The 21,578-nt window shown below is 63.3% G+C and carries 25 protein-coding genes; 4 read left to right on the top strand and 21 right to left on the bottom strand.

Annotated features, from left to right (window positions below; translation table 11 throughout):
• Positions 1-12 precede the first annotated feature (12 nt).
• The 19 genes from LOY35_RS02210 to LOY35_RS02300 form a co-directional block, all read right to left on the bottom strand.
• Positions 13-1,239 carry a beta-ketoacyl-ACP synthase gene (locus LOY35_RS02210; RefSeq protein WP_258630207.1) on the bottom strand — a complete coding sequence of 409 codons (1,227 nt, stop codon included), beginning with the start codon at positions 1,237-1,239 and terminating at the stop codon, positions 13-15.
• Positions 1,239-1,967 (bottom strand): 3-oxoacyl-ACP reductase FabG, encoded by a 729-nt coding sequence (gene fabG / locus LOY35_RS02215; protein ID WP_258630210.1) that lies wholly within the window; start codon positions 1,965-1,967, stop codon positions 1,239-1,241. Before fabG ends, LOY35_RS02210 begins: the two co-directional genes overlap by 1 nt.
• Positions 1,964-2,431 (bottom strand): hotdog family protein, encoded by a 468-nt coding sequence (locus tag LOY35_RS02220; protein WP_258630214.1) that lies wholly within the window; start codon positions 2,429-2,431, stop codon positions 1,964-1,966. The genes fabG and LOY35_RS02220 overlap by 4 nt, the downstream gene beginning before the upstream one ends.
• Positions 2,428-3,624, bottom strand: a complete 1,197-nt coding sequence (locus LOY35_RS02225; RefSeq protein ID WP_258630215.1) for a beta-ketoacyl-[acyl-carrier-protein] synthase family protein — start codon at positions 3,622-3,624, stop codon at positions 2,428-2,430. The genes LOY35_RS02220 and LOY35_RS02225 overlap by 4 nt, the downstream gene beginning before the upstream one ends.
• The gene (locus tag LOY35_RS02230) at positions 3,621-4,115 is read right to left on the bottom strand and encodes a DUF3261 domain-containing protein (protein WP_258630216.1); all 495 of its coding nucleotides are present in this window, start codon (positions 4,113-4,115) and stop codon (positions 3,621-3,623) included. The genes LOY35_RS02225 and LOY35_RS02230 overlap by 4 nt, the downstream gene beginning before the upstream one ends.
• A complete protein-coding gene (locus LOY35_RS02235) occupies positions 4,112-4,840 on the bottom strand; it encodes a class I SAM-dependent methyltransferase (protein WP_258633446.1) in 729 nt (242 codons plus the stop codon). The genes LOY35_RS02230 and LOY35_RS02235 overlap by 4 nt, the downstream gene beginning before the upstream one ends.
• Position 4,841: 1 nt before the next feature.
• Complete coding sequence (locus LOY35_RS02240) at positions 4,842-6,092, bottom strand: NAD(P)/FAD-dependent oxidoreductase (protein ID WP_258630218.1); 1,251 nt, start codon at positions 6,090-6,092, stop codon at positions 4,842-4,844.
• Between the two features lie 50 nt (positions 6,093-6,142).
• Complete coding sequence (locus LOY35_RS02245; protein WP_258630219.1) at positions 6,143-8,482, bottom strand: MMPL family transporter; 2,340 nt, start codon at positions 8,480-8,482, stop codon at positions 6,143-6,145.
• Positions 8,466-9,065: an outer membrane lipoprotein carrier protein LolA gene (locus LOY35_RS02250; RefSeq protein ID WP_258630222.1), complete on the bottom strand. Its 600-nt coding sequence runs from the start codon at positions 9,063-9,065 to the stop codon at positions 8,466-8,468. Before LOY35_RS02250 ends, LOY35_RS02245 begins: the two co-directional genes overlap by 17 nt.
• Complete coding sequence (locus LOY35_RS02255; RefSeq protein ID WP_258630224.1) at positions 9,062-9,487, bottom strand: thioesterase family protein; 426 nt, start codon at positions 9,485-9,487, stop codon at positions 9,062-9,064. The genes LOY35_RS02250 and LOY35_RS02255 overlap by 4 nt, the downstream gene beginning before the upstream one ends.
• A complete protein-coding gene (gene hutH / locus LOY35_RS02260; protein ID WP_258630225.1) occupies positions 9,480-11,024 on the bottom strand; it encodes a histidine ammonia-lyase in 1,545 nt (514 codons plus the stop codon). Before hutH ends, LOY35_RS02255 begins: the two co-directional genes overlap by 8 nt.
• The gene (locus LOY35_RS02265) at positions 11,005-11,949 is read right to left on the bottom strand and encodes a glycosyl transferase (RefSeq protein WP_258630227.1); all 945 of its coding nucleotides are present in this window, start codon (positions 11,947-11,949) and stop codon (positions 11,005-11,007) included. The genes hutH and LOY35_RS02265 overlap by 20 nt, the downstream gene beginning before the upstream one ends.
• Positions 11,946-12,680, bottom strand: coding sequence for a glycosyltransferase family 2 protein (locus tag LOY35_RS02270; RefSeq protein ID WP_258630228.1), 735 nt, complete (start codon positions 12,678-12,680; stop codon positions 11,946-11,948). Before LOY35_RS02270 ends, LOY35_RS02265 begins: the two co-directional genes overlap by 4 nt.
• A 176-nt stretch (positions 12,681-12,856) precedes the next feature.
• On the bottom strand, positions 12,857-14,536 hold the full coding sequence (locus tag LOY35_RS02275; protein ID WP_258630229.1) for an AMP-binding protein: 1,680 nt from the start codon (positions 14,534-14,536) through the stop codon (positions 12,857-12,859).
• Positions 14,533-15,093, bottom strand: a complete 561-nt coding sequence (locus LOY35_RS02280) for a hypothetical protein (protein ID WP_258630231.1) — start codon at positions 15,091-15,093, stop codon at positions 14,533-14,535. The genes LOY35_RS02275 and LOY35_RS02280 overlap by 4 nt, the downstream gene beginning before the upstream one ends.
• A complete protein-coding gene (locus tag LOY35_RS02285) occupies positions 15,090-15,344 on the bottom strand; it encodes an acyl carrier protein (protein WP_024779866.1) in 255 nt (84 codons plus the stop codon). The genes LOY35_RS02280 and LOY35_RS02285 overlap by 4 nt, the downstream gene beginning before the upstream one ends.
• 9 nt (positions 15,345-15,353) lie before the next feature.
• Positions 15,354-15,611 carry a phosphopantetheine-binding protein gene (locus LOY35_RS02290; RefSeq protein ID WP_024779865.1) on the bottom strand — a complete coding sequence of 86 codons (258 nt, stop codon included), beginning with the start codon at positions 15,609-15,611 and terminating at the stop codon, positions 15,354-15,356.
• Positions 15,592-16,401: a 1-acyl-sn-glycerol-3-phosphate acyltransferase gene (locus tag LOY35_RS02295; RefSeq protein ID WP_258630236.1), complete on the bottom strand. Its 810-nt coding sequence runs from the start codon at positions 16,399-16,401 to the stop codon at positions 15,592-15,594. Before LOY35_RS02295 ends, LOY35_RS02290 begins: the two co-directional genes overlap by 20 nt.
• A complete protein-coding gene (locus tag LOY35_RS02300; protein WP_258630239.1) occupies positions 16,377-17,105 on the bottom strand; it encodes a beta-ketoacyl synthase chain length factor in 729 nt (242 codons plus the stop codon). The genes LOY35_RS02295 and LOY35_RS02300 overlap by 25 nt, the downstream gene beginning before the upstream one ends.
• 348 nt (positions 17,106-17,453) lie before the next feature.
• Here LOY35_RS02300 and LOY35_RS02305 point away from each other — a divergent pair, with 348 nt between their 5' ends.
• Positions 17,454-18,224 (top strand): ParA family protein, encoded by a 771-nt coding sequence (locus LOY35_RS02305; protein WP_258630244.1) that lies wholly within the window; start codon positions 17,454-17,456, stop codon positions 18,222-18,224.
• Between the two features lie 120 nt (positions 18,225-18,344).
• Here the strand turns inward: LOY35_RS02305 and trxC are convergent, their stop codons facing one another.
• Positions 18,345-18,779, bottom strand: a complete 435-nt coding sequence (gene trxC, locus LOY35_RS02310; protein WP_258630247.1) for a thioredoxin TrxC — start codon at positions 18,777-18,779, stop codon at positions 18,345-18,347.
• Positions 18,780-18,926: 147 nt separating this feature from the next.
• Here trxC and LOY35_RS02315 point away from each other — a divergent pair, with 147 nt between their 5' ends.
• The 3 genes from LOY35_RS02315 to LOY35_RS02325 all read left to right on the top strand — a co-directional run bounded on the left by LOY35_RS02315 (position 18,927) and on the right by LOY35_RS02325 (position 20,068).
• Entirely contained in the window at positions 18,927-19,205 is a 279-nt protein-coding gene (locus tag LOY35_RS02315) for a hypothetical protein (RefSeq protein WP_258630248.1), read from the top strand.
• Positions 19,206-19,373: 168 nt separating this feature from the next.
• The gene (locus LOY35_RS02320; protein ID WP_258630250.1) at positions 19,374-19,670 is read left to right on the top strand and encodes a type II toxin-antitoxin system HigB family toxin; all 297 of its coding nucleotides are present in this window, start codon (positions 19,374-19,376) and stop codon (positions 19,668-19,670) included.
• Positions 19,667-20,068: a type II toxin-antitoxin system HigA family antitoxin gene (locus LOY35_RS02325; RefSeq protein ID WP_258630252.1), complete on the top strand. Its 402-nt coding sequence runs from the start codon at positions 19,667-19,669 to the stop codon at positions 20,066-20,068. The genes LOY35_RS02320 and LOY35_RS02325 overlap by 4 nt, the downstream gene beginning before the upstream one ends.
• An 18-nt stretch (positions 20,069-20,086) precedes the next feature.
• On the opposite strand, the gene selO is transcribed toward LOY35_RS02325, so the two are convergent.
• Positions 20,087-21,550 carry a protein adenylyltransferase SelO gene (gene selO, locus LOY35_RS02330; protein WP_258630254.1) on the bottom strand — a complete coding sequence of 488 codons (1,464 nt, stop codon included), beginning with the start codon at positions 21,548-21,550 and terminating at the stop codon, positions 20,087-20,089.
• Between the last annotated feature and the right edge of the window lie 28 nt (positions 21,551-21,578).

A 21,578-nucleotide genomic window follows, 5' to 3' on the forward strand; every position in this document is an offset into this window, starting at 1 on the left:
AGGGAATGGGAGTCAGTGCCAGCGGCGGAAGATCAACGAAGTGTTGACCCCGCCAAAGGCGAAGTTGTTATTCATCACATACTCGTTGCTCATCGACCGGAACTCGTTGCGCAGGTAATCGAGCTGGCCGCATTGAGGGTCGACTTCGTCGAGATTGCAGGTATGCACATACCGGTCGCGATTCATCATCTCGATGCTGAACCAGGACTCCAATGCCCCGCAGGCGCCCAAGGTGTGGCCCAGGAAGCTTTTCTGCGAACTGATGGGCATGCGTTCACCGAACAGGCTGCTGGTGGCCAGGGTTTCGGCAATGTCGCCCTGTTCGGTGGCGGTGCCGTGCCCGTTGACGTAGCCGATGGCGGAGGGTTCGAGGCCCGCATCTTCCAGGGCCAGCTCCATGGCCCGGCGCATCGTGACCTGCTCGGGACGGGTGGCATGCTGGCCGTCGGCGTTGCTGCCGAAGCCGACGATTTCGGCGTGGATTCGCGCGCCGCGGGCCAGGGCATGTTCCAGTTCTTCAAGCACCAGTATGCCGGCGCCTTCACCGATCACCAGACCATCGCGGTCTTTGTCGTAAGGGCGTGGGCTGGTTTGCGGCGCATCGTTCTTCAGGCTGGTGGCGTAGAGCGCATCGAAGACCATCGCTTCGGTCGGGCACAGTTCTTCCGCGCCGCCGGCAATCATCAATGGCAGGCGCCCGAACTTGATCGCCTCGTAGGCATAGCCGATGCCATGGCTGCCACTGGTGCAGGCACTGGAGGTGGGAATCATCCGTCCGGTAAGCCCGAAGAAAATGCTGATATTGGCCGCCGTGGTATGCGGCATCATCCGCACATAGGAGTTGGCGTTCAGGCCTTCGGCCACGCTGTTGAGCAGCATGTTGCCGAACGCCTTGACCTCGTCGGTGCTACCGGTGGACGAGCCGCAGGATACGCCCATGCGCCCGTCCTTGATCGACTCGTCGCCCAACAGGCCGGCGTCGGCCAGGGCCTGTTCCGCCGCGCTCACCGCCAGCCGCGAGACCCGGCCCATGCTGCGCAGTTGCTTGCGCGTCCAGTGCGCCGGGACCTGGAAATCGTCGATGGGGCCGGCCAGACGGGTGTTCAGTTCAGTGAAACGGTCCCACTCGTCCATGCGCCGGATGCCGCTGCGGTTGGCGGCGAAGTTGGCGGCGATGGTCGCCCAATCGCTGCCCACGGAGGTGATGCCGGCCATGCCGGTGACGACGACGCGCTTCATCAGCACAAGCCTCCATTGACGGCCAGGACCTGCCGGGTGATGTAGCCGGCTTCGGCGGACATCAGGAAGTTCACCGCGCCGGCCACTTCTTCCGGCGTGCCCATGCGCTGGGCGGGAATCATTTTCATCAGTTCTTCCACGGGGACGTTTTCATCGAGCATGGCGGTGTCGATCAGCCCTGGCGCGACGCAATTGACGGTGATCTTGCGCTTGCCGAGCTCGATTGCCAACGCCTTGGCCGCACCGATCAGCCCGGCCTTCGATGCACTGTAGTTGACCTGGCCGCGGTTGCCGATCAACCCCGAGACCGAGGTGATGCAGACGATCCGTCCGGCGGCGCGACGACGGATCATCGGCATCATCACCGGATGCAGCACGTTGTAGAAACCGTCGAGGTTGGTGCGCATCACCGTGTCCCAGTCCTCTTCGCTCAGCGCGGGGAACGCACCGTCGCGGGTCAGGCCTGCGTTGAGCACCACGCCATAGTAAGCGCCGTGGGTTTCGACGTCGGCCTCGAGAACGGCTTTGCAGGCGGCACGGTCGGACACGTCGAATTGCAGGACCCGGGCCTGGCGACCGAGGGCCTGGATCTCGGCCTGGACGGCGTCGGCTTCGGCACGACCGCTGCGGCAGTGCAGCACGATGTCATGCCCGGCCTGGGCCAGGCGCAGGGCGATGGCGCGGCCGATGCCACGGCTGGAGCCGGTGACCAGTACGGATTCAGTCATGGCTGGTTTCCTGTTGCGGACGGTTCATGGAGGTAGTGGGCGGATTGGGGCGGACGGAACACGTTCAGCCGTGCCGTGGCATGGATGCCGGGCGCTTCGATATGGCACTCGAATACACCCATGCCGTTGTCGTCTTCCAGCGAGCGCACGCCACGGATGTCCAGCTCGGTGCCGACAGGAAAACTATCGACGTTGCATTCGAACTTGCGGGTGCCGAGCAGGAAGCCCAGTTCAACGGCGTCGCCGCGTCGACGCGCATGGCAACCGGCAAACGCGGCGACGCTCTGGGCCATCAGTTCGATGCCGACCCAGGCCGGCAGGCCACCGTCGTCGCGGTTGAACAGGCCACCGGGTTGGACGGTGGCCTGGGTGTGGATCTGTTCGTCATCGAAGGCCACGACGCGGTCGATGAGGATCATGTCGCCTGCGTGGGGCAGCAGTTCGGCGAGTGGCCAGTCAATCATGGGGCATCTCCGATAATCAGGCTGACGTTGTTGCCGCCGAAGGCAAACGAATTGCTCATCAGGCGACGGGGGGCGGTCGGGTTCAGGCGGCTGTCGGCGCGGGTCCAGGCCAGGGCCGGCAGTTCGGGATCGGCCTGGCCGTCCCAGACCTGAGGCGGCAGCGCCCCGTCGGGGTTTTCCGCGCTCAGGCTCAACCAGCAGAAGGCCGCTTCCAACGCTCCGGCCGCGCCCAGGGTGTGGCCCGTCATGGGTTTGGTGGAGGAACAGGGTACCCCGTGGGGAAACAGGCCGGCCACCGCATGGCTTTCCATGGCGTCGTTGTGTTGCGTGGCGGTGCCGTGCAGGTTCAGGTAGTCGATCTGACTGGCCTCGAGGCTCGCGCAACGCAAGGCTTTTTCCATGGCCTGGCGAGCACCGCGGCCGCTGGGCTCCGGGGCGGAAATATGATGGGCATCGGAACTGGCGCCATCACCGAGCAAGGCAATCGGCGTTCCATTGCCTGGCGTCTTGCTCATGAGAAACAGCACGGCCGCCTCGCCGATGTTGATGCCGCTGCGGTTCACCGAAAACGGATTGCAGCGTTCGCTCGATACCGCTTCCAGCGCCGAAAAACCGTTGAGGGTCAGCTTGCACAGACTGTCCACCCCGCCACAGAGCACCGCATCGCACAGGCCCAGGTCGAGCAGGCGCCGGGCACTCATCAAGGCGCGGGCGCTGGAGGTGCAGGCGGTGGAGATCACATAGGACGGACCGCTCAGGCCGAGCCAGTCGGAGAGAAAATTGGCCGGTGCGCTGAGTTCCTGCTGCTGGTAGTCGTAACCGTCCGGGAAGCGCTGTTCGCGCAGGTAATGGGCGATTCCCTGACTGGCCTCGTCGATCCCCGAGGTGCTGGTGCCCAGGACAATGCCGATGCGCGCACGACCATAGGCCTGGATGGCCCGGTCGATCTCGGCACGGATCTGCAACCCGGCTTCCAGCAGCAACTGATTGTTGCGGCTGCCATGGGCGGCGAGGGTATCGGGGATGGGTGCCAATGCGCCCGTCACCGAGGCCACCGGCAAGGCACGCTCGGCCACCCACCCGGCTTCGACACGCAGGCCCGAGCAATCGCCGGCGAACAGGTTGCGCGCCACTTCATGTTTATCGCGGCCCAGGGCACAGATCACCCCGAGGGCATTCAAATAGGCGGTCATGGCGCGCTCTCGGTCAACGATGTGATGCGGTAGTGAGGACCTTGGGGCAGGTTCAGTTGAAAATCCAGCGGCTGCTTGTAGCGCACCTGCCAGCGGGAATCCAGGGTTCGTTGCGCAGCCTGTTGCCGGGCGGTCGGGTAATTGCCGGCCAGCTCGCTTCCAGGGGTCAGGGCGAACAGCAGCGCGGCGAACAGCTCCCGGGCTTCGGCGTTGGGTGGCAGCAGACCGTCGGCTTGCCACTGGCCGTCGATCAGGCGCTGACGGGCCAGGGGAATACCCAGCGGATCCATCATCGACCAGCGAATGCCGGCGTCTTCGCGCTGGATCACCAGCAACCAGTCCTGGCGTTGCCCGGCCAGTTGTCGCTCGATGTGCAATTGCAGCGGCAGCGCCAGGGTGGGCGTGCGCTCGGGCAGTGGCGCGTGGCTGGCGCAGGCACCGAGCAGCAACAGGCAGCCGATCAGCAGGCCGCCGAGACAGGTACGAATCATGTGCCAACCCCTTCGGCGGGCTTGCGGGCCACGACGTTGACCAGGGTTTCCTCCCGCTCGCCGAACGGCCGGGGGCGGCGCAGGCCAAAACGCTCCAGCAGGCCGAAGTCCTTGGCGCGACTCCACCATAGGTAGGGATAGGACACGTTGCCGGCTTCGAATTGGAACCCTTGCTGGCGAATCATCTCCAGGTACTGCGCGGCACTTTTCTGTACGTGCATGGGATGGCGGAACAGCCAGCGGATGACCCAGGTGTCGATGTAGGCCTCGGTGGATTCGGCGAACATCAGATAGCCGCCGGGCTTGAGCACGCGATAGAACTCGGCCAGGGCCTTTTCCTGTTCCACCAGATGATGGAAGGTCTGGTGACAGAACAACAGGTCGACGCTGGCATCCGGTACCGCCAGGGTTGCGCAGTCGCTGCCGATCAGTTCCACGGCCATGCCCTGGCGGGCCGCTTCTTCGGCGCTCAGCGCCAGGCTGTGGGGATCGGCATCGACGCCGATCAGCCGTTGTGGTGCGAACACCTGGCGCAGGTACTGGAACGACTTGCCCTGGCCGCAACCGGCATCCAGCAGCACCGGGGCGGCCGGCAAGGGTGTGCTGAACAGGCTGCGCAGGTCATTGATCGCCACGCGCAGCACATGATGCTGCCAGGTGTGGCTGCGCAGGAACCAGAAGCCGAAGCGGGTTTCTTCGACGTAGTTGTCGCTCAGGTAGTTCATCTCACTCATGGGCCGGGCTCGCACAGATTTCCGAGAGCATGCGCAGGCGACGCTTGGGTTCGCTGACGAACGGGTTGCGTTGATCCCAGGCATAACCGGCCAGGATCGAGCTGATCATGCGGCGGATGTCGGAAGAACCTTCGGTATAGAAGATCACGTCCTGGAAGGTGCCGGCGTACCAGCCCTCGACGTAGCAGCGGAAGGTATCGACACCGCGCTTGAGCGGGTCGGCGAACTCGCTTTGCCAGTCCACGCTTTCACCTTGCAACTGACGATGCAATACGTCAGCCGCCATGCTTGCCGAACGCATGGCGATGGTCACGCCGGAGGAAAACACCGGGTCGAGGAATTCCGCGGCGTTGCCCAGCAGGGCGAAACCGGGGCCATGCAGGGTTTTGACATTGGCCGAGTAGCCGCCGATGGTCCGTGCCGGGGTGTCCCACACGGCGTTGTCCAGCACCTGGGCGAGACTTGGGGTCTCATCGATGAAACCCCGCAGGCAGGCGTCGAGGTCGTCGGTGCGGCCGGCAAAATGTTCCGCCGCCGCGACCACGCCAACCGAGCAGCGCCCGCCACTGAACGGAATGGTCCAGAACCAGATGTCGCGTTGGGTCGGGTGGGTGGTGATGAGGATTTTCTCCCGGTCGAAGGCCGGCGCATCGATGCGGTCCTCGACATGGGTGAATACCGCCTGGCGCACCGGGAAATTCGACGGCGCCTCGAGGTCCAGCAAGCGCGGCAGGACTCGACCGTAGCCACTGGCGTCGAGGACGAAATCGGCCTCGATCCAGTACTCGCTGCCGTCCTCGCGCTGCACGCACAGCTGCGGTTTGACGAGGTTGAAATCGACCCTGGCGATGGTTTCGCCATAGCGGATCTCCACCCCTTGCAATGCGGCTTGGTCGGCCAGCAGCTTGTCGAAGTCGGCGCGTTGTACTTGGAACGTAGTGGGCTTGCCTTCGCTGAAGGTGTCGCCGAAATCGAAGGCGCTGTAGCGCTCGCCCCAGGCGAAAGCCGCCCCGTTCTTGCGCTGGAAACCCGCGGCATTCACCGCGTCGAGCATGCCGGCCTCTTCGACGAAGTCCAGGCAATGGGACAGCAGGCTCTCGCCGATGGAGAACCGGGGGAAATGCTGGCGTTCGATGATCAGCACATCGTGGCCCTTGCGCTTGAGCAGCGCGGCGGCGATGGCGCCGGACGGCCCTGCGCCGATGATGACGACCTGGCGACGTTCCATTTCAATTGCAGGCATTTGGACTCCTTGCCGAGGCAGCGATGTTCGAATAAGAGGAGGGGTAATCATCATGGGGCGGGTTCCATCACCGGCGTTGCATGCGCCTGGCGCCCGGCCCACGGGGCCAGCAGGAAGCTGAACGCCAGCCCCAGGCTTACCGCCAGGCCGAAGTTGCTCACTGCCGGCGTACTGGAAAGCGCCAGCAAGCCGAACGACAGCCAGGTGGTGATCGCCGCGAGCAAGGTGCCCAGCAGACTTACGGCGGCGCCGCCGATCTGCTCGCGCATCAGGATCGCGTAATCGACACCGATGGCCGTCACCAGCAACAGACCGAACAGACTGAACAGCGTCAGCGGCTGCCCCAGCCAGCCCAGGCTCGCCAGGCTGCACAGCGCGGCCAGCAGCGGCAGGACCACGATGCGCAAAGCTGCCCTGACGCCGAACGGCCAGATCAGTACCAGCACGATCAGTACGCAGGAAGCCAGTTTCAGTTCGGCGGCGCTGATCTGCGTGGCGGCGAACACCCGGTTCAGATCGCCCAGGCGATCCACCAATTGCACACCGGGCAGGTCCACCGCCTGCAAGCGCAGCAGCGCGGCGTCGTTCAAGCCTTGCAAGCTGACTATCGCGGCCACGCCTTGCGCGGTCGGGCCGAGCCAGAGGGTGCGGTATGGCTCGGCCAACGGACCGGACAGTGCAGCATCGATGTCTTCCACCGGCAAGGCCTGCAATTGGGCCAGCTCCGCCTGCAAGGCAGCGACCGGTACGCCGAGGTCCAATAGGGGGTGCCAGAACGCCGGGAGCCGGGCCAGGGCTTCACGAACCTTCTGTTGTTCGGCTGGCGCGCTGACCAGTTGGTTCAGCGACAGGTAGCCCTGGAGTTTTTCCAGGCCGATCAACTGTTCCAGCCGCTCGTTGAGGGCGGTCTGGCGCTCCAGCAATTGGGGTTGATTATCGGCACGGATCAGGAAGAACTGACTGGTGGGCTGGAAACCGGTGATGCGGGCGATGTCGCGGGCCTCGTCAGTCAGGTGCTGGGGCGTGCCGATCCATTGGCGGATGTCGTTTTTCGTGTTCAGGTGCCAAAGCCCACCGGCGCAGAAAATCAGCAGCAGCGCCAGCAGGATCGGCGCGGGAACCCGAGCCAGCAGTGCTTCGCGGACCTTGAGCAATTGCTCGCAGAACCGTAGCGGCCATTGAGCGGGACGCAGGTCCATGCCCTTGAGCAGCGCTGGCAGCAGACAGACCGCCGTCAGGTACGCGCCGACCAGCCCGGCGGCGGAAAACACGGCGATCTGGGTCAGGGCCGGGAAGGGCGTCCAGGCCAGGGCCAGATAGCCGATGCAGGTGGTCGCCAGGCTGAGGCTCAGCCCCGGCAGGGTCAGGCGCAGGGCCGGCCAACTGCGCCACGGCTTGAGGCTCCAGCTCTTGGACAGGTAGTGCAGCGGATAGTCCACCGCCACGCCGATCAGGCTCGAGCCCAGTACCAGGGTCATGATGTGCATGTGCCCAAACAGCGCCACGCAGGCCACCGCACCGAACAGCATGCCCACCAGCACCGGCACGAACGCCAGCCACACCCGCAGGCGTCGGAAGGCCAGCAACAACAGCAACAGAATGCCGACGGTCGCGCCACCGCCGACCCAGGTGATTTCCTTTGATGCCTGTTGCTGGCCGCTGGCGGCGTACAGCAAGCCGCTGGCTGCCAACAGCTGGCCCTGGGCCTGGCTTGCCTGGTCGCGGCTGCGTTGCAGCAGATCGGCCACTTGCAGCGGCAGGTTCATGTCGAAGGCGTTGCCTTGGGTGCGAGCCCGTAGCATCACCCAGCTTTTTCCGTCGGCATCGGCGATCAATGCACCGCTGCCCACATCCAGTTGTATCGAGCCGCGTTGGGGCTGGCTGTTCTGGATGCGCCCGGTCAGGCCCAGCCAGTCATCCTGGCTCGGTACCAGGCTGAAGCCGCTGAACGGGTCGAACAGAGCCTGCACCCGCTGCTGGATGAACGCCTGGGGCTGTTCGATCAGTTGCTGACGATCCGCACCCGAGAGCATCGCCAGTCGTCCGTTCAGCAATTGCGTACGCAACGCCGGCAAATCGGCTTGCAGCGTCCACTGGACCTTATCGAACAGGCCGCTGGCCTGCCATTGTTCGCCAAGGGTTTGCGCCAGAGCGATGGCTTGCTGGCGGTCGGCATGACCGACCAGCACCAGCACCTCGCGATTCAGCGGCTCCTGCATGCGCTGTTCAGCGACAAGCTCCAGGGCATCGGGGGACGTGCCCGGCACCAACTCCATGAGATTGACCGACAGTGGCGCCCCGTTGCGCCATTGCCAACCGGCGAGCGCCAGCACTGCCAGCAGCAGGATCAGGAACAGTCGTGGCAGGCTGCGTTCACTCGGCAAAATCATGTTGCTCCGCTTCGCTCAAGGGTTGCGTGGCGACGCTGTCCTGCATGCGCAACACCGTGCTGTCGCCCTGGGTTTCCAGCAATTCGATGCGCTGTACCAGGTCGCCGCCGTCGATGTTGATCTGGTTGAACACCTGTTTGAGCAACACCGAGCGCGGGGTCAGGGTCAACCTCCACTGCTGCGGCTCGCCAGACAGGCTCAGCTCGAAATCCCGCAGCAGGCCAGTGCTGTCACCCTGCAAAACGGCCAGGAACAGCCGGTTCTGCTCGGCGCCGGCACTCTTGTTCGGCAGCATCTGCCAAGCATTGCCATCCCGCCGGGCGATGCCCTGGGCGGTGATGCGGTAGTCCTGTTGCAGCGGCGTCCGCAGCAGCCACAGCAGGCCTTGCTTTTTCGCCAGCACGAAATGCCCCTTGCTGACGAGTGGTTGAGGCAGGGCGCGCAAGTGCTTTTCCTGGATGAACTGACCGTGGATGACATCCGGGCGGGCCAGCTGTTCGCTCAGTTGCTGCAAGTCGAAGGTTTGGGCCTCGGCCAGGGGCGACAGGCAGAACAGTAGCAACCAGAGGGACAGGCGTTTCATGACAGTTTCCTTTCGACGGCGTCGACAAACACCCGGGGCGAGACCAGCAGCATCTCGCGGGTCGTGACGTCCACGGCCACCTGCACCGAGCTGGCACGGGTCAGGCGTTCGCCGGTGAGCGTGTCGCTGATCAGGTAGTTGATCTTCAACCGGTTCTCCCACTCCACCAGGCTGGCACGCACGGTCAGGGCCTGACCGAACACCGCGCTGCGCACGTAGCGCAACTGCAGGTCGATCACGGGCCACGCGTACCCGGCGGCGAGCATGTCGTTGTAGTTGTGGTCGATCTGGTCGAGCAAGGCGCAGCGGGCCACTTCCAGGTACTTGACGTAGTGGCCGTGCCAGACCACGTGCATCGAATCGACGTCGAAAAACGGCACGACAATCTGCGTCTCGACATGCAGCACGCCCTGGCTACGCATGCAGCCTCCAGTGTTGCTCGGCGATGCGTTGCAGGCACAGGCGCAGTTCGGCTTCCAGGGCGCGGTCTTCGATGACCGGCGGGAAATCCCCGGCCAGCTGTTCGTGCATGGCGGCCAGGGCCGGGGGCAGCGGGCGCGCGTCCTCGGCACGGCTGCGCAGCCACACGCCCTGGTTGGCCGCCAGTAATGTCGCGGCGGCGACCTGTTCGGTCAGCTCCAGCACGCGGATCGCGTCCCGGGCGGCGATGGTGCCCATGCTGACCTTGTCCTGGTTGTGGCACTCGGTGGAGCGCGAGAACACGCTGGCCGGCATAGTGTTTTTCAGGGCTTCGGCGGTCCAGGCGCTGGCGCCGATCTGCACGGCCTTGAAGCCATGGTTGAGCATCGCCCGCTCGGCGCTGGCGCCGGACAGGTTGCTCGGCAGGCCATGGTTGTAGCGCTCGTCCACCAACAGGGCGAGTTGCCGGTCGAGCAGGTCGGCGACGTTGGCCACCAGGTTCTTAAGGCTGTCCATGGCGAAGGCGATGTGCCCGCCATAGAAATGCCCACCGTGCAGCACCCGCTCGGCTTCGGCGTCGATGATCGGATTGTCGTTGGCGCTGTTGAGTTCGGTTTCGATGAACGCGCGCAACCAGTTCAGACTGTCGGCCAGCACGCCGAGCACATGGGGCGCGCAACGCAGGGAGTAGCGATCCTGCAGGCGGTGCAGCGGCGCGGTCGGCGCATCGATCGCCAGGTCCTTGCGCAGCCACGCGGCAACCTGCATCTGTCCCGGGTGTGGCTTGGTGGCGAACAGGCGCTCGTCGAAGTGCTCGGGGTTGCCTTGCAGGGCGACGACGTTCAGCGCGGTGATGCGGGTCGCCAGTTGCAGCAGGTAGTCGGCCCGGGCGAAGGCCAGGCAGGCGAGGCCGGTCATCACGGCGGTGCCGTTCATCAGCGCCAGGGCTTCCTTGGGTCGCAGCACCAGCGGGGTCCAGCCCAGTTCGCGGTGTACATCGGCGGCCAGCCGGCGCTCGCCACGGTACATGACTTCACGTTCACCGGAGAGTGTCGCGGCCACATAGGACAGCGGCGTCAGGTCGCCGCTGGCACCCACCGAACCTTCTTCCGGAATCAGCGGCAGGATGTCGTGTTCGAGAAAGGCCTGGAGGCGTTCCAGCAATTCGACCCGTACCCCGGAGACGCCATGGCACAGCGACTGCAAGCGCGCGGCCAGCACCGAGCGGGTGGCCTGGGCATCCAGCAACTTGCCCAGGCCGCAGCCGTGGAACGTATACAGGTGGCGCGGCAGGGCCTCGACGTGGTGCAACGGCACGGCCACCACGCAGGAATCGCCATAACCGGTGGTCACGCCGTAGATCACGCCTTCCTTGTCCAGCAGGGAGTCGAGAAATTGCGCACCCTTGGCGATGCGCTGGCGGAACGCCGGATCATCCTGCAACTGCGTCGGCGCCTGGCGGTTGGCCAGGGCCAGCACGTCTTCGATGCGCAGGGCGTGTTCGCCGAAGGTTACCGGCTCAAGAGTGGGCATCGTCATCGGTCTTCCAGAATGGGTAAAAGTTGAACCACTGTTGGGGGGCCTGGAGGCAATACTGCGCCAGGCGCTCGGCGTAGCGACCGGCCCAGTGGGCAATCACTCGCTCGCGTTCGGTGCGTTTCCACACCACGGCATCGGCGAAGGGCTCGAGGGTGACGCGATAACGCCCCTCGTGCTTGAGACACATCAGCAGGTTGACCGGGCATTTCAGCAGGCCGGCCATCAACCACGGCCCCTGGGGGAACGCGGCCGGGTGCCCCATGAAGTCCACGGTCACGCTGCGTCCGCCATGCAGCGGTACGCGGTCACCGGCAATCGCCAGCCACTCGCCACGCTCCAGGCGCTCGCTCAGTTGCAGCATCACCGCCGGATCCAATTCGCTGACCTGGATCAGCCGCAGATGCGTGGCGCCGGCTTCACCCAGCAGCCGATTGAATTGCTCGGCGTGCTTGGTGTGCACCAGCACGTTCATGGTGACTTTTTCGCCCAGTTCGGCCAGGGCCCGGCACATTTCCAGGTTGCCCAGATGCGCGCCCACCAGCATCTGCCCGCGAGTGTCACGCAGATGATTGCGCAGCAGTGCCGTATCGACGATTTCGATCTGGTCGATGCTCAGTTTGCCGTTCCACACGTCGAGCTTGTCCAGCAGCGAGTCGGCGAACGCCATGAACTGCCCGAAGACTTTCCGGTGGGTCGGGCGCAGCTCGATACGGCCGCTCCAGTCGGCCAGGCGCTGCTGATACTGCCAGGCTGCCTGGCGAGCGCTGCGACCGAAAATGAAGAAGTACAGGACGATGCCGTACAGCACCGGGCTCAGCAAACGACGGCCGAGCACTTTGGCGGCGAACGCCGTGAGTTTCATCAGCCAGAAACTGCCGCGCTCCTGACGGTCGGCCCAGTGCTGTTTGTCTGCCTGAAGACTCATGTCCGCCACCGTCGCCAGAGAATCAGGGGAGAACGTACCAGCATGCCGAAGAACAAGCGGGTGTGCATGCTGGAAATCAGTACGTTGTCGCGGAACAGACGGAAGTGCGAAACCCCGTCCTGGGGGTAGTGGACCCGGGTGCGCAGCCAGTACATCGGCTGGTTGCGCCAGGCCAGTCGCACCAGGATGTCCGAATCGAAATCCATGCGCTTGCCAATGTTCGTCGAGTTGATCAGCGCCAGGGTCGCCGGCAGGGGGTAGACCCGAAAGCCGCACATGGAGTCGCGGATCTGCAAGGACAGGCTGTTGATCCAGACCATGACGTGGGTCAGGTAGCGAGCGTACAGGCGACCTTTCGGCACGCTGGCGTCGTATTGCGGGTAACCGCAGATCACCGCTTCCGGGTGGACGCGGGATTGTTCGATGAAAGTTTTCACATCGCCGAGATCGTGCTGTCCATCGGCGTCCACCTGCAAGGCATGGCTGAAGCCCAGGCGCGCGGCTTCCCGCAGGCCGGTCATAACGGCGCCACCCTTGCCCTGGTTGACCGCCAGCCTGGCCAGATGAACCCGCTCATCGACCGCCAGTTGCTCCAGCACCGCCGCGCAGGCCGGGCTGCTGGCGTCGTCGATCAATACACAGGGCAGGCCATTGGCGAGCAAGGCCTGGACCACTGCCGTAATGGCGGTTTCGTGGTTGTAGACGGGGATGATGGCGCAGGGGTTATACATGTCTTTTGCCTTCCACCGAATCCTTGTGGCGAGGGGATTCAGCGAAGCGTCGCACCGCCCTGCTGGGTTGCGCAGCGACCCCAAGTCCTGTGCAGCACCACAATTCGTTGGCGAGTGCTGCGCACTCGAGCGGGGATGAATCCCCTCGCCACAATGGGGCGGTGTGTTCAGGAAAATCAGGCATCAGCCGCCCCCAAGACAATCCGCCCACTGGAGCACGCCGCCGTATCATTGCGGTAGGCAAAGTACAGCTTGCCGCGCTCGCGGTCGAAGCGCAGATGCAGCTGGATTTCATCGCCAGGACGTACCAGTTGCTGGAACTTCAACACTTCCATCCCGACGAAGCGCGGCGGCAGGTTCAGCAGTTGCCTGCCCAGGCTCAGGGCCCAGTCGACCTGCACCACGCCGGGCAGGACAGGGGCGCTGGGAAAGTGGCCGCTGAAGTACGCCAGGTCCGGTGGCACGACCAATTGCAGGTTCCATTCGCCGTCGGTCTCGACCTGCTCCAGCACGTCAGGCGTCTTTGGACGCGCTGCCATCAGCAGGGCTTCGACCTCGGCCTGGGGCAGCTTGCCCTGGGCGTTGAGGGGCAACTGGCGTAGCCAGCGCCAGCGCCGTGGCAGGGCCAGTGTCTCGCAATGCCCGCTCAGGTGACGACGCAACGCTTCGGTCACGGCGCGACGGCCCTGGTTACGCAAGGCGCGCAGGCCTGTTTCACTCAGTACCAACAGAGCGCCGAGGGAGGCGCGATTCTCCCGCACCACGCCCAGCCGCGCTTCGCTTACCCAGTCGTGGGTCATGAGTGCCTGTTCCAGCATTGGCAGGGAGATGCGCTTTTCTTCGAGCTTGACGATGCGGTCCAGGCGTCCGAGCAGTTCGAAGCGCCCATCGGCGTCAATCCGCGCTGCGTCTGCGGTGTGTTCCACGTGGCCGGGCGGCAGATAGGGCGAGACGATCAGCAAGGCGCCGTCGCTGTCCTGGCTCAGTTCGACACCGGCAAAGGGCAGCCACCGTTCATCACCCTGGCGCCAAGCGATGCCACCGGTTTCCGAACTGCCGAATATCTCCGTCGGCCATTGGCCCAGGCGCTGCCGCAGGCTCCGGGCGGCCTCGACCGGCAAGGCGCCGCCGGAGGAGAACACCCGACGCACGCTACTCAGGGCCGCCCAGTCGAGGTTGTCGCCCATGCGCTTGAGCAGCGCCGGGCTGGCGACCCAGGCGAAGACCGGGTGCTCGCGGCTGGCGCGTTGCAGGTCTTCCGGGAACGCCAATTGCCGGCGCACGAACGGCCGTCCGGCGCACAGCGGCCACAGCACCCGGAACAACAGCCCATAGATGTGCTGGGCGGCGACGCTGCCAATCATGCAGGCCGTGCCCAGGTCGTCGCCCCACAACTGCTCCAGGGCCTGGACTTCATTGCTCAACTGGCGCAGGTTTTTCTCGATGCGCTTGGGCTCGCCGCTGGAGCCGGAGGTGCACAGGCTCAGCCAGCATTGGTCGAGGTCCAGCTCGACAGGCTCCAGGGGGGCCAGCCGCAGGTCGCCAGGCTGGGTGTCGCCAGGTTGGTCGGTCAGCCACAGGTCGACCTCGGCCGACCAGCGCTGGCGGGTCTGGGCCTGAAGGTCGGCCGGAAGCAGGACGCGCACCCCGGCACCCCAGGCACCGAGCAGGGCTATGGCCAGGTCGGCGGCGTCTTCCAGGTGCACGGCCATACGCTGTACACCGCGAGCGCGCAGGCCTGCGGCCAGGCACAGCGCCTCGTCCCGCAGCTGCGAATGACTGAGCGCCGGATCGACTGCAACTGCGCGCTCCGGCTGAGCCTTGAGCAGCACCTGCTCAAGTTTTATCCAATTCATGGGCGGCCTCTTACCCTTTGTCGTATGAGCCATTCAATGGCAAACAGCAGCCCCATCAATCCGTAGGAAATCAGGCCGGTGTACAACATCCACCAACTCAGCGGTGCCCAGAGGGTCAGGGCGGCGGCGAGCAAACCGTTACACAGGAAAAACACACTCCAGGCCACCGTGACCTGGCGGGTATACACCACCGCTTTTGCCGGCAGTTGCGGCTCACGCAGGCGGGCTATGCGTTCGATCATCGGCGGGCCGTATTTCAGGCTCAGGGCGAATATCCCGAGCATGAAGGCACTGATCAGTACCGGATACCAACGCAGCAGGAGCGGGTTATCGAACAGCGCGAGCAACCCGCAGAACATGATCGCCGCGATCGCCATCCAGAAATTGCCCGGCCCGCCTTTGCCGAGCCTCCGGTTGACGAGCAAGGCCCGAGCCAGCCACAGGCTACCCAGCAGCAGTCCGAACTGCCAGGGGGCGAAATGCTCCATGCCGAAATACACCGCAAAGGGGTACAACAGGCCCGCCAATAGCAGGCCAAGGCCAATCAGCCGGCTCATGCGGCCGGTTGGACCAGTCGATAGACCGCCTCGACCACGTCGTTGACGGTGCGCACTGTCTTGAATTCTTCGGCCGCGATTTTCTTCCCGGTCTGGCGCTTGATGTGGTCGATCAGATCGACTGCGTCGATGCTGTCGATTTCCAGGTCCTGATACAGGTTCGATTCCAGCGTCACGCGCTCAGGGTCCAGTTCGAAAAGCTCCACCAGGGCATCGCGCAGGGTGTTGAAAATGTCGTCACGAGTTTGCATGGTCCGGTCTCAAGCGCGTTTTGCAGTGACGAAGGCCGCAAGGCTTGCCACATTGCTGAAATGGTTGCGGGTGTCCTTGGCGTCGGCATCTATCTTGATGCCGTACTGTTTCTGGATCGCCAGGCCAAGCTCCAGGGCATCCACGGAGTCCAGGCCCAGGCCTTCTCCAAACAGGGTCTGGTGATCACCGATGTCGTCGACCTCGATGTCCTCCAGGCCGAGGGCGTCGATGATCAGCTGTTTGATGTCACGGTGCAGATCGCTCATCTTCGGCGAGCTCCTTGATGAAATAGTGATGCAAAAAATCGTTGAGCCTGCGCGAAGCAAGGGGCGGTGGGCCGAGCGTGGTGAACGCTTGTGGATCTATATCGGCCCCCACGTGAAAACTGAAGTGCACGCGGCGTTGGGGAATGCGATACCAGGGTTCGGCCTTGGTCAGGGTGGTCGGGCTGACCTTGATGGTCACGGGCGTAAGGATTTTCGCACCCCGCAGGGCGATGGCCGCGGCACCCCGATGAAAGGCCGGCGCTTTGCCTGGCTGGGTGCGCGTACCCTCGGGGAACACGATCAGGGTCTGGCCATTCTTCAGGGCGTCGCTGGCGGCGTCGAGCATGTCCATGCTGCCGTCGTTGCTGATGTACTGGGTGGAGCGCAACGGGCCGCGGGTGAAGGGATTGTCCCAGAGGCTTTGCTTGACCACGCAGTTGGCATCGCGCACCAGTCCGATCAGAAACACCACGTCGATCAGCGACGGATGATTGGCGATGATCATCTGCCCGGGCCGGCCGAGTTTGTCTGCCCCGTCGATCTGATAGGTGAGCACGCCGGTGCGGGCCATGAACCGGATGAAGAACCAGAACAGCCGTCCAACCGTGCGCCGGGCCCGTTGCCGATGGACCTCGGGATCGCCGGGCCACCAGGCCAGCAGCGGAAACACCAGCAACCGCAGGCACAGCCCGCCCAGCCCGAACAGGGCGAAGCTTGCGGCGGTCGCGAGCAGGCGCCAGTAATAGGCGTCGCGATGCTTGCCGGTCACCGGTTGCGTTGCCAGGTCCATACACGATTCTTCCAGGCATGTTGGCAGGTGGTTTCGTTGTTCAGCAGCGTACGCAGCAGATCCAGGGCATGGGGCCAGTCGCTGCCCGGCGGTTGAACCTCCGGGGTGGACAGGGCCAGTTGCCAGTCGTCGCCCCGGGTCAGCAGAAGCCCCATCGCATAGGGAAACGGTACGTCGTCGACCCAAGGCGCATAGACCTGGGGCGGTTGTTCTTCGGTGATCACCAGCAATACCGCTGGTGCACCTTCATTCAACAGCGCGGCGGCTTCCAGTACACCATGTTCCAGCCCGTCGCCGGTGGCGGCCAGGGCGGTCATCTCGCTGGTTTCGTTGCGCATGATCGACCACAGGCCGATCACTGCGTTATGCACCGACAGGCTGAACTGGGTGGGCGACAACGGCTGGTCGGCTGCCAGGTCCTTGAGGATCTCGAACGTGCGCGGGGTTTCGCCGTGGCGGGAAATAAAGACCAACGGCAGGTTCGGCCGGCCTTCGGCCAGGGGCCAGCCGACGCTGAAGGCCATCCGCGCCAGGCGGCTGAGACGGCGGCGCTGCATGGCCGGCAGGAACGAGACATCGGGGGCGACATCGTTGGCGGGCAATATCACCGGCTGTCGGCTCCACGCCTGCCAGTCGTCCACGCTTTCGAGCCCAGGGGCCCATGCGCGCCATTGGGCGATATTGAAATTGAGCAAAAGATTCATCCCACCCCTGCGGGCTTTTTATTGTCACGGTTCAGTGGTTTGACCCGCGTTCAACCCAGCATGGCCTTGCGACCCAAATGGCGCGCATTATCCCGGTGCCGTTGGCTTGTAGCAAACAATGGTTACATTTAAGCGGGAAAACCTGACGGTGGGTTCGTCCCGGCTCGGCCATCTCATTATTGCGATTATGCCCAAGCTGTCTGTCAGTTGCTTCCGTCATCCTCCTGGCGAATTGACGCTTATTGACCGGAAAAAGCCACTAACGCTGTAGGCCATCCGTGTTGAAGGTAGCGAAGCGGTGTCATCGCCTACTACACTCGGGGATCTTTGATACACGGAGGTTTTGACATGCGGCGCGTGGTATTCAATCAGAAAGGTGGCGTGGGCAAGTCCAGCATCGCCTGCAATCTGGCGGCCGTCAGTGCCAGCGAAGGGTATCGCACGTTGTTGGTTGACCTGGATGCACAGGCCAATTCCACCCAATACCTGACCGGCCTCACCGGCGACGACATCCCCATGGGCATTGCCGAATTCTTCAAGCAAACCCTGTCGTCCGGCCCCTTTTCGAAGAAGAACAAGGTCGATATCTACGAAACGCCGTTCGATAACCTGCATGTCATCACCGCCACTGCCGAGCTGACGGATCTGCAGCCCAAGCTTGAGGCGAAACACAAGATCAACAAGCTGCGCAAACTGCTCGAAGAGTTGGACGAGGATTACGATCGGATTTACCTGGATACGCCGCCGGCTCTGAATTTCTATGCGGTTTCAGCGTTGATTGCGGCAGATCGGGTATTGATCCCGTTCGATTGCGACAGTTTTTCCCGTCAGGCGTTGTATGGCCTGCTGGCGGAAATCGAAGAACTCAAGGAGGACCATAATGAGGGCCTGGAGATCGAAGGCATCGTGGTCAATCAGTTCCAGGCCCGGGCCAGCCTGCCGCAACAGATACTCGACGAACTGATCGCCGAGGGCTTGCCGGTGCTGCCGGTGTACCTGAGCAGTTCGGTGCGCATGCGTGAATCCCATCAGGCCAGCCTCCCGCTGATTCACCTGGACGCACGGCACAAGCTGACCCAGCAGTTCGTGGAGTTGCATGGGTTGCTGGAAAACGCCTGATCAACAGGCTTCTGCCGCCCATGTGGGAGCGAGCCTGCTCGCGATAGCGGACTGACAGGCACATTGATGTTGAATGTGCCTGCGCATCGCGAGCAGGCTCGCTCCCACAATGAAGTAGCTTCAGATCCCCTGGCTGCGCAGCCAGCTCATCAATTGCGGCAAGGGCAACGCTCCGCTCTGGCGCGCGACCTCCTTGCCATTCCTGAACAGGATCAGACTGGGAATCGAGCGAATCCCCAGCTGTGCCGACAGCTGGGGATTGGCTTCGCTGTCGAGCTTGGCCAGCCGGCATTTGCCGGTCAGTTGCGTGGCAGCCTGCTCGAATACCGGCGCAAAGGATTTGCAGGGCCCGCACCAATCCGCCCACACATCCACCAACAGCGGCAGGTCGCCCTTGACCTGGCTGGCGTAGTCACCCTGTTTCAGTTCGAACGGCTTGTCCAATAGCACCGGGGCCTTGCAGCGCCCGCACTTGGGCTGGTCGCCCAAACGTTCGGCAGCCAGGCGATTGAGCCCGTTGCAATGGGGGCAGGGAATCAGCATCGGCTCAGACATGGTGGGCTCCAAAAAACAGTCATGACGCTGATCTGGTGTCGCCGAGGCGGTTTATCAAGGTTGCCATTCATCAGATGCGCCGCACTGACGCCCTTCGATGGCCTCAAAAAGACCACAACGCATCTGTTCGCAACCCAAGGAGGTCCCATGAGCCATCCTCGAGAACCTGTCACGCACGCACCGCAGGACAACCCCAACGACGACGGCTGGGTACTCGGCACCGCCGGTCGCGACGAAGACCCGAACGCCGCTCCAGCCTATGCCATTGATCGTCGTCACGAACGAGACGAACTGACCCCGGAAGATGCCCGCGGCCTGCCCGGCTATCCCGAGAAAAAAACGCCGGCCAAACCAACTGACAAGGATGCCGCAGAGGCAGAGCCGGGAATCGAGACGCCTGAGCAGGGGAACGATAAGGTCGGGTAAGCGGGTTTCTTCATATCTGCTCACATCTTTTAAGTGAGGCCTCAACTTTCAGATAGCTAGGCTGAGTAGGACGGCAGCCTAGCGTCTGCCTCTTCGGTTTAATCGCAATTTGCGATACTCCGAATTTGTGTTTAACTCCTCCATAGCAAAATGCGATAAGGACGTTGCATGCATGTGATCACTGAGAAGCGCATTTGGGAAGCAAAGGAGAGGTGGCCACGCTCGGCCGGTGCATTGGACCAATGGTATCGACTGATCAAGCGCAACAGTCCGTCGGACTTCGCAGCGATGAAGGCCATTTTTCCCGCCACCGATAAAGTCGGCCCGCTGCATGTTTTTGATATTGGTGGAAACAAGTTGCGCCTGATCGCTGTGGTTCGATACCGGCCTCAGCGCTTGTACATCAAATGTGTGCTGGATCATCAAGAATACGACAGAGGCAAGTGGAAGGAGGAAAGGGAATGAGTGCGCTAATAGAACAAGTGGCCGCCCATTGGGAGTTTGTCTCGCCTCTGCTGCGCAAACCCAAGGACGAAGAGGATTACGATCGGCTGGCCGGTGCTCTTGATGAGTTGCTGGAGCGGGTGGGTGAAGATGAGGCACATCCGTTGATGAGCCTGGTGGACATCATTGGAGAATGGATCGAGGCCTGGGACCATCAACACCGGCCCATGCCCAAGGCTAGCGGTGTCGAGGCGCTTCGTTATCTGATGCGCGAGCACGGCATGAGCCAGAGTGATTTGCCGGGCGTAGGTACCCAGTCGGTAGTTTCGGAAATATTGAGTGGCAAGCGTCAGCTCAACTTGCGGCAGATCCGCTGGTTGGCCGAGCGCTTTGGCGTATCGGTCGAGACCTTCATCTGATGATCTCGCCACAGGCATTCAGGACGAGCAACTGATCTCCAGATGCTTGCCCCACTCCGGCGGCCGTTGCGCGTAGCTGTCCATGCCCGGTTGCTCCTCGAACGGGCGGCTCAACACGGTATGCAGGCGGCGGACCTCTTCGTAGTCGCCCGACTCGGCTGCATCGATGGCGTTCTGCGCCAGATAGTTGCGCAGCACATACAGCGGATTCACCGCGTGCATGCGGATACGGCGCTGCTCCTGATCGACGCTGCCTTCACGGCCGACGCGAGCGATATAAAGTGCGGCCCAGGCGTCGAAGCCCATAAGGTCGACGAAGTCGTCCCGCAGCCTGGCGACGGCCTGTTCTGGAGATTGATCGCCCAACCGCCGAAAGAACAGGCTGTAGTCGACGCCGCTGTTCTGCATCAGTTGCAGCAGGCGCTCCACCAGTTTCTGGTCATCGTCCTCGGCGCGGGTCAGGCCGAGGCGCCGGCGCATCAGGTCCAGGTAATGGGCCTGGTAAAGCGGCAGGTACAGGCCCAGGGTCGCGCGCAAGGCTTCGACGCTGATGAACGGCGTCAGGGCCTGGGCCAGGGCGCTGAGGTTCCACTGGCCGATGGGCACCTGGTTACTGAAGGAATAGCGCCCTTGGTCATCGGAGTGATTGCAGATGAAATTGGCGTCGAAGTCATCGAGGAAGGCAAACGGCCCGAAGTCGAAAGTGATGCCCAGGATCGACATGTTGTCGGTGTTCATCACGCCATGGCAGAAACCATAGGCCTGCCATTTCGCAATGAGTTCGGCGTTGCGTTCGACGATTTCGCGGAACATCGCCAGGTACGGTTCCGGCTGTTCGCGGCATTCGGCGAAGTGCAGGTTCAGCACGTGTTCGGCGAGGGCTGCATGCAGCTCGGGTTTCTTGGTGTAGTAGAAGTACTCGAAATGACCGAAACGCACATGGCTCGGCGCCAGGCGCAGCACCATGGCGGCGCGCTCCTGCTTTTCACGCCACACCGGGGTGTCCGAGCCGATCACGCATAAGGCGCGGGTGGTGGGGATACCCAAGGCATGAAGCGCTTCGGATGCCAGGAATTCACGGATCGAAGAACGCAACACGGCTCGTCCGTCGCCCATCCGGGAGAACGGCGTCTGGCCCGCGCCCTTGAGGTGAAGGTCCCAGTGTTCACCGGCTTCGTTGTACACCTCGCCCAACAGCAAGCCTCGGCCATCACCCAGTTGTGGGTTGTAGTGGCCGAACTGATGTCCGGAGTACACCATCGCCCGGGGCTCGGTTTCGGCCCACAACTTATGCCCGCCGAACAGCTCGGCGAACAGCGGTGCCTGGGCTTCGGCCGGGTCCAGGTCCAGCAGCGCCATGGCTGCCGGGCTGGCGACGACCAGTCGTGGGTTGTCGATGGGTTCGGGCAACACATGGGCCGAAAAACTGTCGCCCAGGCGAGCGAAGCGGTTATCGAAGGACAAGGTTTCCAGCGTTTTCATGGCCGTCTCCGGCGCGATGCCTTGTGGC

The organism is Pseudomonas sp. B21-028, from assembly GCF_024749045.1.
Lineage (GTDB): Bacteria > Pseudomonadota > Gammaproteobacteria > Pseudomonadales > Pseudomonadaceae > Aquipseudomonas.

What these genes read in the sequence shown, in the direction of transcription:
- LOY35_RS02220 (WP_258630214.1), bottom strand. Translation starts at nt 2,431, where the DNA reads ATGATTGACTGGCCACTCGCCGAACTGCTGCCCCACGCAGGCGACATG.
- LOY35_RS02290 (WP_024779865.1), bottom strand. Translation starts at nt 15,611, where the DNA reads ATGAGCGATCTGCACCGTGACATCAAACAGCTGATCATCGACGCCCTC.
- LOY35_RS02210 (WP_258630207.1), bottom strand. Translation starts at nt 1,239, where the DNA reads ATGAAGCGCGTCGTCGTCACCGGCATGGCCGGCATCACCTCCGTGGGC.
- LOY35_RS02300 (WP_258630239.1), bottom strand. Translation starts at nt 17,105, where the DNA reads ATGAATCTTTTGCTCAATTTCAATATCGCCCAATGGCGCGCATGGGCC.
- LOY35_RS02265 (WP_258630227.1), bottom strand. Translation starts at nt 11,949, where the DNA reads ATGAGTCTTCAGGCAGACAAACAGCACTGGGCCGACCGTCAGGAGCGC.
- LOY35_RS02280 (WP_258630231.1), bottom strand. Translation starts at nt 15,093, where the DNA reads ATGAGCCGGCTGATTGGCCTTGGCCTGCTATTGGCGGGCCTGTTGTAC.
- LOY35_RS02270 (WP_258630228.1), bottom strand. Translation starts at nt 12,680, where the DNA reads ATGTATAACCCCTGCGCCATCATCCCCGTCTACAACCACGAAACCGCC.
- fabG (WP_258630210.1), bottom strand. Translation starts at nt 1,967, where the DNA reads ATGACTGAATCCGTACTGGTCACCGGCTCCAGCCGTGGCATCGGCCGC.
- LOY35_RS02225 (WP_258630215.1), bottom strand. Translation starts at nt 3,624, where the DNA reads ATGACCGCCTATTTGAATGCCCTCGGGGTGATCTGTGCCCTGGGCCGC.
- LOY35_RS02245 (WP_258630219.1), bottom strand. Translation starts at nt 8,482, where the DNA reads ATGATTTTGCCGAGTGAACGCAGCCTGCCACGACTGTTCCTGATCCTG.
- selO (WP_258630254.1), bottom strand. Translation starts at nt 21,550, where the DNA reads ATGAAAACGCTGGAAACCTTGTCCTTCGATAACCGCTTCGCTCGCCTG.
- LOY35_RS02295 (WP_258630236.1), bottom strand. Translation starts at nt 16,401, where the DNA reads ATGGACCTGGCAACGCAACCGGTGACCGGCAAGCATCGCGACGCCTAT.
- LOY35_RS02250 (WP_258630222.1), bottom strand. Translation starts at nt 9,065, where the DNA reads ATGAAACGCCTGTCCCTCTGGTTGCTACTGTTCTGCCTGTCGCCCCTG.
- LOY35_RS02320 (WP_258630250.1), top strand. Translation starts at nt 19,374, where the DNA reads ATGCATGTGATCACTGAGAAGCGCATTTGGGAAGCAAAGGAGAGGTGG.
- LOY35_RS02230 (WP_258630216.1), bottom strand. Translation starts at nt 4,115, where the DNA reads ATGATTCGTACCTGTCTCGGCGGCCTGCTGATCGGCTGCCTGTTGCTG.
- trxC (WP_258630247.1), bottom strand. Translation starts at nt 18,779, where the DNA reads ATGTCTGAGCCGATGCTGATTCCCTGCCCCCATTGCAACGGGCTCAAT.
- LOY35_RS02255 (WP_258630224.1), bottom strand. Translation starts at nt 9,487, where the DNA reads ATGCGTAGCCAGGGCGTGCTGCATGTCGAGACGCAGATTGTCGTGCCG.
- hutH (WP_258630225.1), bottom strand. Translation starts at nt 11,024, where the DNA reads ATGACGATGCCCACTCTTGAGCCGGTAACCTTCGGCGAACACGCCCTG.
- LOY35_RS02235 (WP_258633446.1), bottom strand. Translation starts at nt 4,840, where the DNA reads ATGAACTACCTGAGCGACAACTACGTCGAAGAAACCCGCTTCGGCTTC.
- LOY35_RS02285 (WP_024779866.1), bottom strand. Translation starts at nt 15,344, where the DNA reads ATGCAAACTCGTGACGACATTTTCAACACCCTGCGCGATGCCCTGGTG.
- LOY35_RS02325 (WP_258630252.1), top strand. Translation starts at nt 19,667, where the DNA reads ATGAGTGCGCTAATAGAACAAGTGGCCGCCCATTGGGAGTTTGTCTCG.
- LOY35_RS02275 (WP_258630229.1), bottom strand. Translation starts at nt 14,536, where the DNA reads ATGAATTGGATAAAACTTGAGCAGGTGCTGCTCAAGGCTCAGCCGGAG.
- LOY35_RS02315 (WP_258630248.1), top strand. Translation starts at nt 18,927, where the DNA reads ATGAGCCATCCTCGAGAACCTGTCACGCACGCACCGCAGGACAACCCC.
- LOY35_RS02305 (WP_258630244.1), top strand. Translation starts at nt 17,454, where the DNA reads ATGCGGCGCGTGGTATTCAATCAGAAAGGTGGCGTGGGCAAGTCCAGC.
- LOY35_RS02240 (WP_258630218.1), bottom strand. Translation starts at nt 6,092, where the DNA reads ATGCCTGCAATTGAAATGGAACGTCGCCAGGTCGTCATCATCGGCGCA.